Source organism: Pseudoalteromonas sp. 4NS20-0020 (assembly GCF_057554385.1).
Genome location: NZ_BAAJMI010000003.1, coordinates 679,005 through 693,931, shown reverse-complemented (window position 1 = coordinate 693,931; position 14,927 = coordinate 679,005). Strand labels below are relative to the sequence as shown.

The window sequence follows — 14,927 nt, the reverse complement described above, 5'->3', positions numbered from 1 at the left end:
ATGAGACTTTCAGACACACATATTAAAGAACACCTAAAAGATGGCCGAATAGTTATAGAGCCTGCTCCGAGTAGTGAGATGATATCGGGTGTGACAGCAGATTTACGTCTTGGTAATAAATTTAGAACGTTCAATGCTCATAATGCAGCCTACGTTGATTTAAGTGGTCCAAAGGATCAACTCAATAAAGCCATGGAATCAATCATGAGTGAGGAAATTGAGCTTGCAGACGGTGAAGCGTTTTTTTTACACCCAGGTGAACTCGCGCTTGCAATCACTTATGAAAAAGTAACGCTACCTGCCGATATTGTAGGGTGGTTGGATGGGCGTTCATCGCTTGCGCGTTTGGGTTTGATGGTGCATGTAACAGCACACCGAATTGATCCCGGCTGGAGCGGTAATATTGTATTAGAGTTTTACAACTCAGGAAAATTACCCTTAGCGCTGCGCCCAATGATGAAAATTGGCGCTATGAGTTTCGAAATGCTTTCAGGGCCTTGTGAAAACCCGTATAACATTCGTAAAGATGCTAAATACAAAGACCAGAGTAGCGCAGTTGCAAGTCGCATAAGTGATGAAAACAGCTAAACCTTATCGGGTAAATTATGAAGCGCATAACCCAATAGTTGAAAATAGTGGTTAAGCGCTTTATTTGCCTTGGTGGTATGTTGTGCTGGTGGGTATATTAAATTACTGGATTGCAAACCGTCCACCAAAAAACTGTTTTTTATATTTGGGTGTGCATATATACAGGCTTCAAAACAGCGAGCTGCAATTTCTTCAGGCATACTCATATAATTCATATTATGGGCTTGGTCGTGTTTAATACATGCTTGCACAAATTCATTGGCATTTTCGCCACTTGCATCTAAAAATACTTCTTTAAAAAAGCTGTTCAGTGCGTCATTGAGTGGGTGCATTAAATTTGGTGTACTTGAAAGCCAAAGTTTTGAAGCAAATCCATAGCGTGGTTTTACTTTAAATAAATGTTCACTAATGTGGTGGTCGAATGCATGAAACCACTCATGCGCGAGCGCACCACCGCCCGCATTTTTAGCAAGTGCTAATGTTTGACTGCCTGCATTGTAATGCGCTTGCACACCTTTTTGACCACCGTGCCCAAATGCAAAATTTAACTTTCCGCGCAGGCCAATTGCTTTAGGTGGTAGGTGCAGTATTTGCGCCAGGTCGGCCAGCGCATCGTAAATTAAATTAGCGCTAATATAGCGCTCTTCTTTGGTTACCCATTTACCAACGACCATTGATCTGAACCCAAACGTGGTTCTTATATCGCTAAAATCAACTTGGTCATCAAAGCGATAGTCGGGGCCTTGACGAGTAAATCCTCGTTTTAATCTATTTAGGTAATGTCGCATCTGTTTATCAAAAGCTAAATTTAATTTAAGTAACGTGCTTTTACGTGCTCAGGCATATGTTGGGTTTGTTTATTAATTAATTCTTCTAATAAAGTAAACAAAGGCTCTGGGTTTAAATGTTCTATTAAGCTTAAGCTATGAGCAACGGCTTCAAGTGTAGAGAGGCTATCGGCACGGGGTGCTTTACGAATTGTATAACGATTTTTAGGTGGTTTATTAAAACTCACTGTTCTAAATTGATTGAGTGCAGGGGTGAGTTGTAAAATTTTATAGGCTTTTTTCCATGTGCCATCGATCACAATTAAATGAGTGATGTGTTTATGGTTTGTAGAGTTTGGTTCATCTAGGTAGGTGGCATTTTCGTTTGGGTAAAGCAGTACTGTTGATTCTTTTGGCAAACTATTTAACATACTAAAGTCAGCACTGTTTTCACCTTTGATGATTTCGCAATCAGTTAGACTTAAGTTGAGTAATTTAGCTGTGTTTTTTGCTATTTTTTCTTCGCTGGGGTGTTGTAGAATAATAACTTTAACTTTGTTAGTTATTGTTTCAATAGCGCTGCATACACAGGTATTAAGTGCAAAATTACAATGAGTACAAAGAATGCGTGCCATTTTAAAAACTTTCTCTCTATTATTAACTTGTAAATTATACATTTATGAAAGCAATTAAGTTGGTTTTTTTTCATTTATCAATATACAGTAGTTATATCAAATACAATGAACATGGATAGTTGAAGGAATTAAATAATGACAGACATTACCATAGATACATCAGCGTTAGAGAATATGAAATCTTTATTGGGCGAGCAGTTTGCTGATACGCTTGATTTTTGTTGTGCCGAGTTTGAACGTCTGGGCTCTGAAGTTATGGCATCCATTGGTAAAGATAAAGAGGCAGCGATTCGTCATTCTCATAGTTTAAAATCAAATGCCGCGCAGTTTGGTGCGTCTAGTTTAGCTGATGTTTCGCGCACCATAGAGTTAAGCTTAGTTGATGATGACTTAGCTAAAGCGATGGATGCTTCTGCCAACTTAATGCCACAGGTAGAAGGCTCTCAAACAAAATTTAAACAATGGTTAGATGCACAATAGTTAACGTGAATTAATTTCAGTTTTAAGCTGTTAAATTTACTGGTGTTATATATTTACTCGGTTAGTCTAGTAGGCAACCGGGTTTTTATTGTTGAGATAAAATAGACCTTAATTATAAAACTCAAATTACAAAGGTCATCAGGCGCCAGCTAGTAGAGGTAAAATGTCAGATATAAAAAAGAGTCATAAATTAGAAGGCGTATGTTATGACATTCGTGGACCTGTTTTAGCTCAAGCTAAAAAAATGGAAGACGATGGTCAAAAAGTCTTAAAATTAAACATCGGTAATCCAGCTGCATTTGGTTTTGATATGCCTGAAGATATGCATCGCGATATTATCCGTAACCTGTATTCTGCCCAAGGTTATTGTGACTCTAAAGGACTTTACTCAGCCAGAGTAGCTGTTTACCAGCATTATCAACAACGTGGGTTAAACAACTTAGACGTTGATAACATTTATATTGGTAACGGGGTAAGTGAACTAATCCAAATGATCACTCAAGCTTTGCTTAACAACGACGATGAAGTGCTTATCCCCGCGCCAGATTATCCGTTGTGGACTGCGTCAGTTAAGTTAGCGGGCGGTAATCCCGTTCATTATTTATGTGATGAAGAGCAAGATTGGTTTCCTGATATAGATGACATAAAAAGTAAAATCACCTCTAAAACCAAAGCCTTGGTGTTAATTAATCCGAACAACCCTACTGGTGCGGTATACAGTGATGACCTGCTTAAGCAATTAATAGATATTGCGCGAGAGCACAAGTTACTGTTGTTAAGCGACGAAATTTACGAAAAGATTTTATACGATGGAGTTAGCCACACTTCAATTGCTTCATTGTGTGATGATGTGCCAATGATTACTTTTAATGGTTTAGCTAAAACTTACCGTGCTGCTGGGCTAAGAATGGGGTGGATGGTTTTAAGTGGTAAAACATCAGCCATGGACGACTTAAGTAAAGGGTTAGATATACTCTCGTCAATGCGTTTATGCGCTAATGTACCTGCCCAATATGCAATTCAGCAGGCATTAGGTGGTGTGCAATCAATTGATAACTTAATTAATCCGGGCGGGCGATTATACGAGCAACGTGATATTGCATGGCGCGGTTTAAACGCGATTGAAGGTATTAGCTGTAAAAAGCCAAAAGGCGCTTTATATGCGTTTGCTAAGGTTGATACTGCACACTTTAATGTAAAAAACGATGAGCAAATGATGTTTGATTTGCTCAAGGCCGAAAAAATATTGTTAGTGCATGGGCGTGCGTTTAATTGGCCAGAGCCTGATCACTTTAGGTTAGTGTTTTTACCTAATAAGGATGACCTAACTGATGCCATGCAAAAAATGCAGCGTTTCTTTAAAGATTATCGCCAGTTATAAAACTATATAAAAAAAACGAGCCTGTTGGCTCGTTTTTGTTTTTAAAGGCGTGTTATTAATATGCTTTATCTACTCTTACGGTGTTATCGCCTAAATAAACTAACCTCACATTATCGCCTTTGTGAAATCGCATACCTCGGTCTAGGTCTTGAACTACCATAAATTGGTCGCCATTTTCTACCTGAATTAGTAATTCAACTAACTGAGTTTGTTTGTAATAGCTACCTTGCTGACTATTGTTAGCAACACTACCACCGATAACTGAGCCTAAAATTGTGGCTATAGCACGACCGCTGCCACCACCAAATTGATTACCAATAACACCACCAACAAGTGCGCCACCAAACGTTTTCCAGCCGTTCTTTTTGTCTTGTATTAGTTCTTGCTCGGTGATGTTTCGTACTGATTTAATGTCACCAAACAACACTTTTTGAACTGCTACGGCTTTATTGCGCTCGTATTTAGCAAAAGTGGGTGCACTTAATGTAAGTAAAGCGCACATAATTACAGCAATTGCTTTCATAACTTACTCCTATCGGCTTACCAGCCAAAGGTTGATTTTTCTTTGGTTTTGCGAATTTCAGTTTCGTCCGCCCATTCAATAAGTCCGCTTTTCATATCCATTAAACGCATTGTGAATTTATAATATACGTCTGATTTATCTGCATTTGTTTTAACAATGCTTGATAAGTTGCCATACAACATGTATTGCGCACCAATTTGTTGTCCAAATGCAACCGCTGTTGCTGGGTTCACTAATGCATCTTCGTTTTGAAAGGTTAGCTGTTCACGAACAGCTTCTACACGTGTCATGTCTACAAAGCGAAACTTACCGCTGCGTAGCATTTGCGTAGAGATAGAATCAGTGATTGATTCTGTATCAATATGCTCACTGGTTTTGTTTTTAATACGTTCCACAAACACAACAGGACGGTTATTTTGAGTCATGGTTCCCACCACTGGCGAGCTTAGCAGTGAGTCGGTCATTTGGCTCGCGACTTTTTGTAAATCGGTAGAACCAAAATTTATATCAGTTGTTTCAACTGCTTGAGCGTCACCATAGCTAACTACGGCTTTGTTAGCACAGCCGCTTAAGATCAATGCACTGAGCCCGACCAATGCGTAAGTGGATGCTGTTTTAAATGTCGTGTTCATAATAGTTTCCTTTAATCTTTAAATTCTTGAGATTCAGTTGATACTTTTCTAACTGCTAGTGAAAATGTAACAGCATCAGAGCTAGGCGCTAAACCTGGTAATTGTGTATTAGCAAAACCAAATAAAGTTAATGGCTGCCACGGTGAATGATTTCCTTTAATCAAAAATCCATCTTTATCAAACCATTTAAATTGATACTGTAAATATTGTGACTTTTTATATTGGCTAGATAGGGTAACCACCACATCCGTTAACTGATTTGTTTGACGCGTTTTAACGTCGGTAATGGCGAGTTTTTCACCTAAATCAGGGTTATCCACTCTAAGTTGATCATTAAAATTTCCTTTATTTTGTTCAACCGCTATACCTGATGTGTCAGGCTGTGTTGCACAAGCACTTAGCAGTAAAACGGCACACATTGGCACTATGTATTTCATGGTGTCTCCTAGAGTTGAACTACATGGTAGTTAAAATAGTTATTAATAGAGGTTAGGTATATTAAAGTTAACTCTTGCTTACTAACGGTAAAACTAATAAGCGGTTGATTGCCTATATTTAATATATGTTCACCTGCCGGCAGACTTTGACGCGCTACAGCAATTTGATTTGGCAATGTAAGCCAGCTTCGGGTGTCGGCTTGCTCTGACGCTAAATTATATATATTGGCTAAAATGTTGCCTACATCTCCTGCGCTGCGCGCAAGCTCAGCGCGAACTTTTTCTTTAGTTATGAGCCGTAACACTTGGCGTGTAATTTTGCCTGGTATTTCTTGTTCAAGAGTTTTAGCGGCTAGGGCTTCTAAATAAACTAATGGCGCTAATGCTACTTTTTGTCCAGCAATATTCACATTTTGTATAGGGCTAATGTAAGCACTGTCTTTATATACGGGCATAGCAAGGCTATAAAAACGAACATCACCTCTACTTGTATCAATCGGTAGTCTTAATTTAAATTCAGTTTGTTTGGGCACGAAACCTTGCTCAAGTAATACGATTACCTCACCATGGTTAGGCTTTAAAGTGCTAAGTTCGCCAAAACGTTGTGTGTATTCGTCAAATTCTTGATGAAACCCTTGTTTTTTAGCTAGGCGAATTACATCTTGCTGTAAATATTTATTATTTGGTTGAATAGCTAACGCTTTTTTGTAGTCTATGTAGGCGTCGTCAAACTGTTTTGCACTTTGGTAAAGCAAAGCCGATAAGTAAAAAGTGTATGCGTTTTGAAAGCCGTTTTTAACATCTCTTGTCACATTATTCATACTTGGATAATGCTGCTGCGCTTCATTATTTTCTGAATCTATTTCTGCTTCATTCTCGCTAAGCGCATCAGCTTGTACTTTATTAGCTCGGCGAATTTCGACCAATGCGCCTTCAATATCATTTTTATAAACATAGTTAAGTGCTTTATAACTATGGAGCATGCTCATCTCGTAAGCAGGCGGTACATAGGTAATTGCCGAGTCATTCGTAAATAATGCATTACTTTGTTCAAGCCCGGCACTTAGTTGAATCTTTGCTGCTTGGCGTTTAGTTTGCATTTGAACATATACGTTTTCGAATCTGCTTTGAGCGTTATCAGCTGAATTAGTAAGGTCGTTGATACGCGCTTGCTCAAGTTGGTTAAGCAAGTAACTACTGTGTATAGTGCTATTGTCAGCAATTAACGATTTAGCTTGGTGTGGGTTATTATTTTCAATAGCATTTCGCACTGGCGTCATTTGTGTGGCGTAATCGTTAAATAGGTCGTTAAACCCTATAGAGCTACAACCACTTAAAATAAAACAAACGCTTAAAATTATACTTCTGCGCACACAGCACTCCTTTTAATCTACTTAAGCAGGTTAACACACTCACTTTAAACAAGAGTGTGAAACATTGTAAAAAAACGTAGAGCCATATCATTGTTAAGGTAAATATGCATGTTCTATGTGAATAAGGCGTGAATTTAGTAATGTGTGAAATAGACAGCGAAAAGTTAAGGTCTTATTAAGTTGAAAGTTTTTGCACACTTTGCCTTATGCTGTATAAATAGCTTACTTTTATAGCAGTTTAAGTTATTTAACTACTCACCCATAGAAACAGATTATTTAATAACCAGATTTAGGTTAAAAAGGATTATTTTGAAAGCAGCTATATATACATTTATTGCTTTAATAGCATTTGCCGCCAATTCTTTATTTTGCCGAATGGCATTAGCTGAGGGGTATATAGATCCCTATAACTTTACCATCATTCGCTTATTAAGCGGTGCTGCATGTTTAGGTATTATCATGAGCGTTTATACTTATAATCTAAAACGTAATGGGTCATTTAATGATGCTATTTTAAGTGATACAGGTAGTTGGCGAAGTAGCATTAGTTTACTTGTTTATGCACTTAGTTTTTCGGTGGCCTACGTTGAGTTAGATACCGGAACAGGCGCTCTGATTTTATTTTCAGCCGTGCAACTTACGATGATTGGTTGGGGTATATATAAAAAAGAACAATTAAGCGCCGTGCAGTGGGCTGCTTTTTTGATTGCTGTTACGGGGTTTGCTTATTTGATGCTTCCCTCAGCGGCGGTGCCCTCGCTAATAGGAGCGGGATTGATGGCCATAAGCGGTGTTGCTTGGGGTATTTACAGTATACGTGGCAAAGTATGTGTATCGCCTTTACGAACGACAGGGTTTAATTTTATTAGAAGTTTAGTAGCGCTCCCCATCTTATTACTTGTTAGTATGAGCAACTTTAACGCACTTACCATAGAAGGCATTTTACTCGCGAGCGCTTCTGGCGCTTTAGCCTCTGGAATTGGCTATAGTATTTGGTACGTTGCAATGCCATTACTTAAAAGCACGCAGGCTGCGGTTGTGCAATTGTGTGTGCCGGTAGTTGCAGCGTTTGCAGGCGTTATTTTTTTACAAGAACAATTAACGGTTGAATTTGTTATCGCCAGCTTAGTTATATTAACAGCGGTACTCATATTTATTTTAAATAAAAAGAAGGAGTAGTCCTTCTTTTACGGTGGACTAACGTTGGTCACAAAGCGCTTATAAAGTGAAGGTAAGTGCGCCAATACGGCACTTTTACCAAGTAGTTCACTGTTTTCAATGCATTTTCGTAAAGCACTTTCAGTTAGTTGAATACTAAGCAATTGTGATTGCTTAATGTGACTAATATGCCAAAGTTCAGGAGCTACCCCGTTTAAATCTTCGCGATAAGGCCGATAAAAACCAAATTTCTCAAGGTGAATACTGAGCCATTCACTCAATGGTGAAAAGGGACCGTTTTTCTCATATTCATGAGGAGATAACTGCAGTTGATAATCGTCACTAACACTGGCTTTGTCATATACATCCAAATCGGTACCAAAATGGTGCCTACTTGCCCCAGGTAAAGCTGAATAACGCATAATTGCAATACACTTATCAATGTCATTTAAGTTCGTTAAATCAACAACCTTTTGTTGTGAATTATAAACAGGCCTTTGTCCTGAAAATTTGTTATTCCAAATGAGCGCCTGACGTTCAAAATCCCTAAAGCTTGATGCAATAGTTAAGTCAAACCCAGCTTGTTTAGCTGCATTTTGTAGCGCTATAAAATCAACAGTGATAGCGCTATGCAAACGATGGCTTTGTATTTTAGTTAAATGTGTATCACTTTGCCCTGTGACACACGCTATCGTGGGTACTTGTAAATCAGTCATTAGGTTAACAATTGCTCAAGTATTTGCTCGTAAATGTCGGTGAGTTTAATTAAGTCATCTGTACTTACGCACTCATCTACTTTGTGAATGGTGGCATTACGAGGCCCAAGCTCAATGACTTTAGCACCGGTTTGAGCAATGAAGCGACCATCAGAGGTTCCCCCCGTGGTTTCTAAATTGGTTGCTAATCCTGTCACAGACTCAATAGCATTAACGGTTGCGTCAACAAGTGGACCATGTTCTGTAATAAATGGGAGACCATTTACAATCCAGTTTAACTCGTAGTTTAAGTTGTGTTTTTGTAAAATGTCGATTACACGCTGTTGTAATTGTTGATGTGTGACTTCGGTGCTAAATCTAAAATTAAATTGCACATCTAGCTCACCTGGGATCACATTACCTGCACCTGTGCCGCCGTTAATATTTGATATTTGAAAGCTGGTTGCCGGAAAAAAATCATTTCCTTTATCCCACTGGGTTTGGCTAAGCTCTGTTAATGCTTCAGTGGCTAGATGAATAGGGTTTTGAGCTAGGTGAGGATAGGCAACATGACCTTGAATACCTTTAACTTTTAAGAATCCGGTAAGCGAGCCGCGTCGGCCATTCTTAACTACATCACCTAAGACATCCCGAGATGAAGGTTCGCCAACCAAACACATATCAATTTTTTCACCGCGAGATTCTAGTGTATCAATAACTCGGGTGGTTCCATTTATAAATGGTCCTTCTTCATCAGAAGTGATCAAAAAAGAAATTGATCCTTTATGGTTCGGGTATTTAGTTACAAAACGCTCAGTAGCTACAATCATGGCAGCAAGCGAGCCTTTCATGTCGGCAGCTCCTCGACCATGCAATAAACCATTTTCTACCAGCCCTGAAAATGGTGGGTGCTGCCAGTTTTTTGCCGGACCCGTAGGCACTACATCTGTGTGTCCTGCGAAACAAAAATGCGGCGACTGGTCGCCTTTACGCGCCCAAGTATTTAATGTATCAGTAAAAAATAGTGACTCTATATTAAAGCCGATCGCTTCGAGGCGTTCGTTCATCATTTGTTGACAGCCGGCATCTTCTGGGGTGACAGATTCACGCTGTATCAAGGCTTGTGCAAGTGCAATTACTTCATTCATTATTTAAAAATCTCATCGTATTGCGCGACCTTAAAGCCTAAATAAAAGTCAGTACCGTTAACTAATACTGGTCGCTTTATCATAGCGGGCTGCTGAACTAATAATTGAATAGCATTTTGCTTAGTCAAATTTTGTTTTTGCTCGTCACTTAGAGCTCTGTATGTAGTTCCACGTTTATTGACTAATTGTTCCCAATCTAATTTATCAGCAAATTCAGCGACCATTTGTTCATTAACACCCTCTTTGCGGTAATCGTGAAAGGTAAACTCAATATTATTATCTGTAAGGTATTTTTTAGCTTTTTTAATTGTGTCGCAGTTACTAATTCCGTAAAGAGTGATCATAAGTTACTTCTTTTTAATAATAGTTAATAAGGTGTCTTCAGCTGCTTTTACATGCAGGTGTGAATAATGAAATGTGCCCAGGTTGTGACCATTAAGTAATATTAAACTTCCTAGCATGGGGGAGTCTAATTCTCTTAGGTCAAAATAAGCAAGTCGTTGGCCTTTGAGTACTTGGCTGCCATTTAACTGGGCTATATGGGTATGCGTAATTGCTGCAGAGGCAGGTAAGGTTAAATTAATGAGTATTTTTAAACCATTTTTAGCCTGCAAAATAAATTCAGTTCCTGCGTTTTTAACCTGCAGTAAAACCCCATCAAAGGGGGCTAAAATTTTATGACTGGTTGCTTGCACCATAACACCGGGGCCAAGTGTACCAAAACTGAACAAAGGCTCTGGATGATTACTTAATTCTACTACCTTTCCCGTAAAAGGACTGGTGATATTAATAGCATCACGGGGGATTTTATTTTGTGCAATAAGCTCTATTGATTGTGCTTTCATAAATTAGTTTGTCACCACATTATAGCCATCTTTTTTTAGTGCTTTGATTGCCTGGGCTGCTGTTTGTTTTTTTACAAGTATGTAATCAGTATCGTAAGTTGAGATAGAGAAGATAGATATTTGTGCTTTAGCTAACACGCCAGAGATATTAGCCATAATTCCTGTTAACGAAAACCCTAAAGGACCAATAACTTCTAGTGCTTGCCAATCAGATTCTGTATCCAGGCTGTGTAATTCAAAACTACTGGGGCATACAATTGATAGTTCGTCATGGGTTTTTGAGATAAAAAACAACGGAAGTTTTAACAAAGCAGCAGGGATATCAGCATCAATATCTAAACTATGTATAGACAAAATAGTGCTGTGTAATTGTAATGTTTGTTTTGACATTAAAAACCTGCGGTACAGCAAAGACGATTTATTAATAGTATAGATTATCAAAGATAAATTAAAGCGGTAACTCACCGTAACTAAGCTGCAAAATATGAGCTACTTAAACTTACCCACAATTTCTGTGGATAACTATGGGAGTTGAAAGGTATAAATAGCCTAACTAACTAATTTATAATTAGAAATTAGCTAGGCTATAAAAAGCACATGTTAATTAAAGCCTTTAATTAAGTGCTTCGACTTGCGCTGCTTGAATAGCGGTAAGTGCGATTGTGTACACAATGTCATCAACTAATGCGCCACGGCTTAAATCGTTGACTGGCTTACGCATACCTTGAAGCATTGGCCCAATACTGATGAGGTCTGCGCTTCTTTGCACGGCTTTATAGGTTGTATTACCGGTATTTAAATCAGGGAAAATAAACACCGTTGCTTTACCCGCTACGGGGCTATTTGGTGCTTTTTTAAGCGCGACGTTTTCCATTATTGCTGCATCGTACTGAAGGGGACCATCAATAATCAAATCGGGACGTTTTTGTTGAGCTATTTTGGTTGCCTCTCGCACTTTTTCAACGTCGGCTCCTGTACCAGATGTACCTGTACTGTAGCTGATCATGGCAACACGGGGCTCTATACCAAAAGCTGCAGCTGAGTCAGCTGATTGAATCGCAATGTCAGCAAGTTGCTCAGCATTTGGATCTGGGTTAATTGCACAGTCTCCGTAAACGAGTACCTGATCAGGCAATAACATAAAAAATACCGACGATACAAGCGATGAGCCCGGGGCCGTTTTGATGAGCTGTAATGGCGGTCTAATTGTATTAGCGGTTGTGTTAACTGCTCCTGAGACAAGTCCGTCAACTTTGCCTTGTTCAAGCATCATAGTACCCAGTACAACATTATCGAGTAATTGTTCTTGCGCTACAACAGCAGTGAGACCTTTGCTTTTTCGGATTTCGACCATAGGCTCGACATAATCATTAATGATGCTGCTTGGTTCTACAATACTTACATTTTCGTTGAGCTCTATACCTTGTTGCTCAGCAATACGCATTATTTCTTCGCGATCACCTAATAAAATGGTTTTTGCTATACCGCGTTGCCCACAGATAGCAGCCGCTTTAATAGTTCTAGGTTCGTTGCCTTCAGGTAAAACAACCGTTTTGCCTGCTTTACGGGCTTTATCTGTAAGTAAGTATCTGAAAGCAGGTGGTGAGAGTTTACGTGTTTTCCCCACATTTTTTGCCAGTGAGTTAAGCCAATCTGAGTCAATATATTCAGCATTGTGGCTTTTCACTTTTTCTATACGTTGGTCATCATCGCTTGGCACTTCCATATTAAAGTTATGAAGTAACAACGATGTTCTCCATGTATCGGCTTCTGTTGCTAAAATTGGGAGGCCCGTTTGCATTGCTTGTTCGCACAGCGCCATAATACGCTGTTCTGGCATAAAACCACCGGTGAGTAGTATTGCCCCAATTTTTGTACCATTCATTGCCGATAAACACGCAGCTACTAAAATATCAGAGCGATCGCCAGGAGTAACTAATAGTGCACCTGGTGTAAAGTGGTTTAAAATATTAGACACTGTACGTGCACAAAATGTGATACGACGCAGACGTCGATGCAGCATGTCACCTTCGTTAATAATTGTGGCTTTTAAATACGCACTTAGGTCTTTCACACGTGGTGCGACTAAATCAAAATCCCATGGTATTGCACCAAGTAACATAAATGGGTTTTTTCTAAAAATTGGCAGTGATGCTAAACGGTTTAGTTCGTTATCTACTTCATCAGGTTTGTAAGAGTCGACTAAATCGGCGCGTGCTCTGCCTTCTTCATCTAGAGGGGCATTTACTTTATTAAAAATACAGCCCAATACACGCGGGTGGTCAATACCACCATAATTACCAGCTGCAATCTCAAGACGATCTTCCAGCTGGGTAATATTATCGTTACCAGGCGTTAATACAAATACAATATCGGCACCGAGTGTTTGCGCTATTTCACGGTTTACGCGCCCTGCATAAGGTTGTTTACGAGTCGGAACCATGCCTTCAATAATGGCTACTTCATCGTCGTTAATTTTACTTTCAAAGCGCTCAACAATTTCTTCTAATAAGTCGTCGCCCTTTGCATCACCAATCATTTGCTCTGCGTAATCCAATGCAAACGGTGTTGGTGGGTCAATAGGGGAGCCTTGCTTTATTATTTGTGTCGATTTTTCTGGACCGGTTTCGCCAGAGCGCGGTTGAGCAATAGGTTTGAAAAAATTAACTTTTACCGCCTTTTGCTCAAGCGCACGCACAAGCCCGACGGAAACAGATGTTAAACCAACTCCCGTAGAAATCGGTATTAACATAATACGGTGTGCCATATTATAGCTCCTTAACAATATTTGCAGAGTCGAGGGCGATAACCCATTCTTCATTCGTGGGCATGACGACAGTTTTGATACGAGATTGCTCAGTGCTAATTACACCTTGTTGACCAAAACGAGCATCTAAATTTGCTTGCGTGTCACATTCCATACCTAAAAATCCAAGTTGAGTGATCACTTTTTTACGGATTATATCTGAGTTTTCTCCAATACCGCCGGTGAAAATAAGCGCATCAAGACGCTGCAAAGGCACCATGTACGACGCAATTTGCTTAGATAAACGATAGCAAAACATTTCGAGTGCTAATGCTGCTTGTTGATTTCCCGCCATAGCAGCTTCTTCAATGGTACGGCAATCGTTAGAAAGTTCACTAATGCCTAACAAGCCACTTTTTTGATTAAGTAAGTCATCTATTTGTTGCGCACTATAATCTAGTTGTGTCGTTAAAAAGTTAAATAAACCTGGATCAATATCGCCACTGCGAGTACCCATTACTAACCCTTCAAGTGGGGTTAGGCCCATACTTGTATCGACACTCTTACCATTTTTAATCGCACATACAGAACAGCCATTCCCCAAATGAGCACTAATAAAATTACTTTTTTCAATAGGTTGGTTAAGTAGTTTTGCTGTTTGCCCGGCAACATAAAAATGGCTCGTACCATGAAAGCCATAACGTCTAACACCAAACTCGGTATATAAATTGTAAGGTAGCGCATAAAGGTATGCGACCTTATCCATAGTTTGGTGAAAAGCCGTATCGAATACGGCAATTTGAGGTAAGCCTTTAAACGAGTCTTGCGCTGAAGATATACCCAGCAAGTTGGCATGACCATGAAGCGGTGCAAGTGTTGCAGCCTGGGTTATGCTTTCAATAACTTTATCATTAATTAATACTGATTTGGTAAAGTGCTCGCCACCGTGAACAACACGATGACCAACAGCAATTAGCTGTTCATCTAGTTTGTGATCTTTTATTAACGTTACTAGCGTATTAATAGCCTCAGCGTGAGCTTGCTCTGGTGCTAAATCAATAAGTGTTTTATCACCTTTGTATTTATACTTTACCGACGGAGTTGCTGCACCTAGTCGCTCTGCTAAGCCCGATATAATTTCATGGCCGGTGTTTGCATCAATAATGGCAAACTTTAAACTTGAGCTACCACAGTTTAATACTAAAACATGTTGTGACTTAGGAGCGGGTGTTGGCATAGATATAATTTCCATAAATAAAGTTTAGTAAGTGAACATTAATTATTTACTGTTACACTCAGGTCTTAATTAAAAGGCTAAAGATATTATAAACAAGGTCGTTAGACCCATGAATAAGTTTTATATTTTAAACTATTTGATGTATTTAGTTTAGTATTTTGCACAATTTAACAGCATAATTAAGCACTTTTACTGATTAAGTGAAACCCGCCGTATTTGTGTTACACTTTGTAAAATACGAGCTAATTTATATATTGAATTTAGTAATTGTGAGGAGTCATG

The 14,927-nt window shown here is 39.1% G+C and carries 17 protein-coding genes; 4 read left to right on the top strand and 13 right to left on the bottom strand.

Annotation, left to right across the window (positions count from 1 at the left end; genetic code table 11):
* Entirely contained in the window at positions 1-588 is a 588-nt protein-coding gene (gene dcd, locus AC27JL_RS10315) for a dCTP deaminase (protein WP_006792188.1), read from the top strand.
* Here dcd and AC27JL_RS10310 read toward each other — a convergent pair.
* Positions 585-1,376: a CLCA_X family protein gene (locus AC27JL_RS10310; RefSeq protein WP_487195564.1), complete on the bottom strand. Its 792-nt coding sequence runs from the start codon at positions 1,374-1,376 to the stop codon at positions 585-587. The two genes, dcd and AC27JL_RS10310, sit on opposite strands and share 4 nt — an antisense overlap.
* A 20-nt stretch (positions 1,377-1,396) precedes the next feature.
* Complete coding sequence (locus AC27JL_RS10305; protein WP_039036853.1) at positions 1,397-1,990, bottom strand: tRNA-uridine aminocarboxypropyltransferase; 594 nt, start codon at positions 1,988-1,990, stop codon at positions 1,397-1,399.
* 135 nt (positions 1,991-2,125) lie between these two features.
* Here AC27JL_RS10305 and AC27JL_RS10300 point away from each other — a divergent pair, with 135 nt between their 5' ends.
* Both AC27JL_RS10300 and AC27JL_RS10295 read left to right on the top strand, forming a co-directional pair.
* The gene (locus tag AC27JL_RS10300; RefSeq protein WP_271481702.1) at positions 2,126-2,470 is read left to right on the top strand and encodes an Hpt domain-containing protein; all 345 of its coding nucleotides are present in this window, start codon (positions 2,126-2,128) and stop codon (positions 2,468-2,470) included.
* Positions 2,471-2,633: 163 nt separating this feature from the next.
* Entirely contained in the window at positions 2,634-3,851 is a 1,218-nt protein-coding gene (locus tag AC27JL_RS10295) for a pyridoxal phosphate-dependent aminotransferase (protein ID WP_006792184.1), read from the top strand.
* A 55-nt stretch (positions 3,852-3,906) separates the two neighbouring features.
* Here AC27JL_RS10295 and AC27JL_RS10290 read toward each other — a convergent pair whose 3' ends face one another.
* Genes AC27JL_RS10290 through AC27JL_RS10275 form a run of 4 tightly spaced genes read right to left on the bottom strand, consistent with a single transcriptional unit; the run spans position 3,907 to position 6,816 of the window.
* Positions 3,907-4,374 (bottom strand): outer membrane lipoprotein, encoded by a 468-nt coding sequence (locus tag AC27JL_RS10290; RefSeq protein ID WP_487195563.1) that lies wholly within the window; start codon positions 4,372-4,374, stop codon positions 3,907-3,909.
* A gap of 17 nt (positions 4,375-4,391) precedes the next feature.
* On the bottom strand, positions 4,392-5,006 hold the full coding sequence (gene lpoB, locus AC27JL_RS10285) for a penicillin-binding protein activator LpoB (protein ID WP_008131492.1): 615 nt from the start codon (positions 5,004-5,006) through the stop codon (positions 4,392-4,394).
* A gap of 11 nt (positions 5,007-5,017) precedes the next feature.
* Positions 5,018-5,443 (bottom strand): YcfL family putative periplasmic lipoprotein, encoded by a 426-nt coding sequence (locus tag AC27JL_RS10280; protein ID WP_008131494.1) that lies wholly within the window; start codon positions 5,441-5,443, stop codon positions 5,018-5,020.
* A gap of 8 nt (positions 5,444-5,451) precedes the next feature.
* Positions 5,452-6,816, bottom strand: coding sequence for a COG3014 family protein (locus AC27JL_RS10275; protein WP_487195562.1), 1,365 nt, complete (start codon positions 6,814-6,816; stop codon positions 5,452-5,454).
* A gap of 309 nt (positions 6,817-7,125) precedes the next feature.
* Between AC27JL_RS10275 and AC27JL_RS10270 the strand changes: the two genes are divergently transcribed.
* Positions 7,126-7,995, top strand: a complete 870-nt coding sequence (locus AC27JL_RS10270; protein WP_487195561.1) for a DMT family transporter — start codon at positions 7,126-7,128, stop codon at positions 7,993-7,995.
* 8 nt (positions 7,996-8,003) lie between these two features.
* On the opposite strand, the gene AC27JL_RS10265 is transcribed toward AC27JL_RS10270, so the two are convergent.
* The 7 genes from AC27JL_RS10265 to AC27JL_RS10235 all read right to left on the bottom strand — a co-directional run bounded on the left by AC27JL_RS10265 (position 8,004) and on the right by AC27JL_RS10235 (position 14,645).
* A complete protein-coding gene (locus tag AC27JL_RS10265) occupies positions 8,004-8,690 on the bottom strand; it encodes a M15 family metallopeptidase (protein ID WP_487195560.1) in 687 nt (228 codons plus the stop codon).
* On the bottom strand, positions 8,690-9,817 hold the full coding sequence (gene dapE / locus AC27JL_RS10260) for a succinyl-diaminopimelate desuccinylase (protein WP_008131502.1): 1,128 nt from the start codon (positions 9,815-9,817) through the stop codon (positions 8,690-8,692). The genes AC27JL_RS10265 and dapE overlap by 1 nt, the downstream gene beginning before the upstream one ends.
* A complete protein-coding gene (locus AC27JL_RS10255; RefSeq protein WP_058428993.1) occupies positions 9,817-10,161 on the bottom strand; it encodes an ArsC family reductase in 345 nt (114 codons plus the stop codon). Before AC27JL_RS10255 ends, dapE begins: the two co-directional genes overlap by 1 nt.
* A gap of 3 nt (positions 10,162-10,164) precedes the next feature.
* Positions 10,165-10,662, bottom strand: coding sequence for a PTS glucose transporter subunit IIA (locus AC27JL_RS10250; RefSeq protein WP_487195559.1), 498 nt, complete (start codon positions 10,660-10,662; stop codon positions 10,165-10,167).
* Positions 10,663-10,665: 3 nt separating this feature from the next.
* A complete protein-coding gene (locus tag AC27JL_RS10245; RefSeq protein WP_058428992.1) occupies positions 10,666-11,052 on the bottom strand; it encodes an ACT domain-containing protein in 387 nt (128 codons plus the stop codon).
* Between the two features lie 223 nt (positions 11,053-11,275).
* Positions 11,276-13,429: a phosphate acetyltransferase gene (pta, locus tag AC27JL_RS10240; RefSeq protein WP_006792172.1), complete on the bottom strand. Its 2,154-nt coding sequence runs from the start codon at positions 13,427-13,429 to the stop codon at positions 11,276-11,278.
* A gap of 1 nt (position 13,430) precedes the next feature.
* Positions 13,431-14,645, bottom strand: coding sequence for an acetate kinase (locus tag AC27JL_RS10235; protein ID WP_487195558.1), 1,215 nt, complete (start codon positions 14,643-14,645; stop codon positions 13,431-13,433).
* Between the last annotated feature and the right edge of the window lie 282 nt (positions 14,646-14,927).

What these genes read in the sequence shown, in the direction of transcription:
- dcd (WP_006792188.1), top strand. Translation starts at nt 1, where the DNA reads ATGAGACTTTCAGACACACATATTAAAGAACACCTAAAAGATGGCCGA.
- AC27JL_RS10310 (WP_487195564.1), bottom strand. Translation starts at nt 1,376, where the DNA reads ATGCGACATTACCTAAATAGATTAAAACGAGGATTTACTCGTCAAGGC.
- AC27JL_RS10305 (WP_039036853.1), bottom strand. Translation starts at nt 1,990, where the DNA reads ATGGCACGCATTCTTTGTACTCATTGTAATTTTGCACTTAATACCTGT.
- AC27JL_RS10300 (WP_271481702.1), top strand. Translation starts at nt 2,126, where the DNA reads ATGACAGACATTACCATAGATACATCAGCGTTAGAGAATATGAAATCT.
- AC27JL_RS10295 (WP_006792184.1), top strand. Translation starts at nt 2,634, where the DNA reads ATGTCAGATATAAAAAAGAGTCATAAATTAGAAGGCGTATGTTATGAC.
- AC27JL_RS10290 (WP_487195563.1), bottom strand. Translation starts at nt 4,374, where the DNA reads ATGAAAGCAATTGCTGTAATTATGTGCGCTTTACTTACATTAAGTGCA.
- lpoB (WP_008131492.1), bottom strand. Translation starts at nt 5,006, where the DNA reads ATGAACACGACATTTAAAACAGCATCCACTTACGCATTGGTCGGGCTC.
- AC27JL_RS10280 (WP_008131494.1), bottom strand. Translation starts at nt 5,443, where the DNA reads ATGAAATACATAGTGCCAATGTGTGCCGTTTTACTGCTAAGTGCTTGT.
- AC27JL_RS10265 (WP_487195560.1), bottom strand. Translation starts at nt 8,690, where the DNA reads ATGACTGATTTACAAGTACCCACGATAGCGTGTGTCACAGGGCAAAGT.
- dapE (WP_008131502.1), bottom strand. Translation starts at nt 9,817, where the DNA reads ATGAATGAAGTAATTGCACTTGCACAAGCCTTGATACAGCGTGAATCT.
- AC27JL_RS10255 (WP_058428993.1), bottom strand. Translation starts at nt 10,161, where the DNA reads ATGATCACTCTTTACGGAATTAGTAACTGCGACACAATTAAAAAAGCT.
- AC27JL_RS10250 (WP_487195559.1), bottom strand. Translation starts at nt 10,662, where the DNA reads ATGAAAGCACAATCAATAGAGCTTATTGCACAAAATAAAATCCCCCGT.
- AC27JL_RS10245 (WP_058428992.1), bottom strand. Translation starts at nt 11,052, where the DNA reads ATGTCAAAACAAACATTACAATTACACAGCACTATTTTGTCTATACAT.
- pta (WP_006792172.1), bottom strand. Translation starts at nt 13,429, where the DNA reads ATGGCACACCGTATTATGTTAATACCGATTTCTACGGGAGTTGGTTTA.
- AC27JL_RS10235 (WP_487195558.1), bottom strand. Translation starts at nt 14,645, where the DNA reads ATGCCAACACCCGCTCCTAAGTCACAACATGTTTTAGTATTAAACTGT.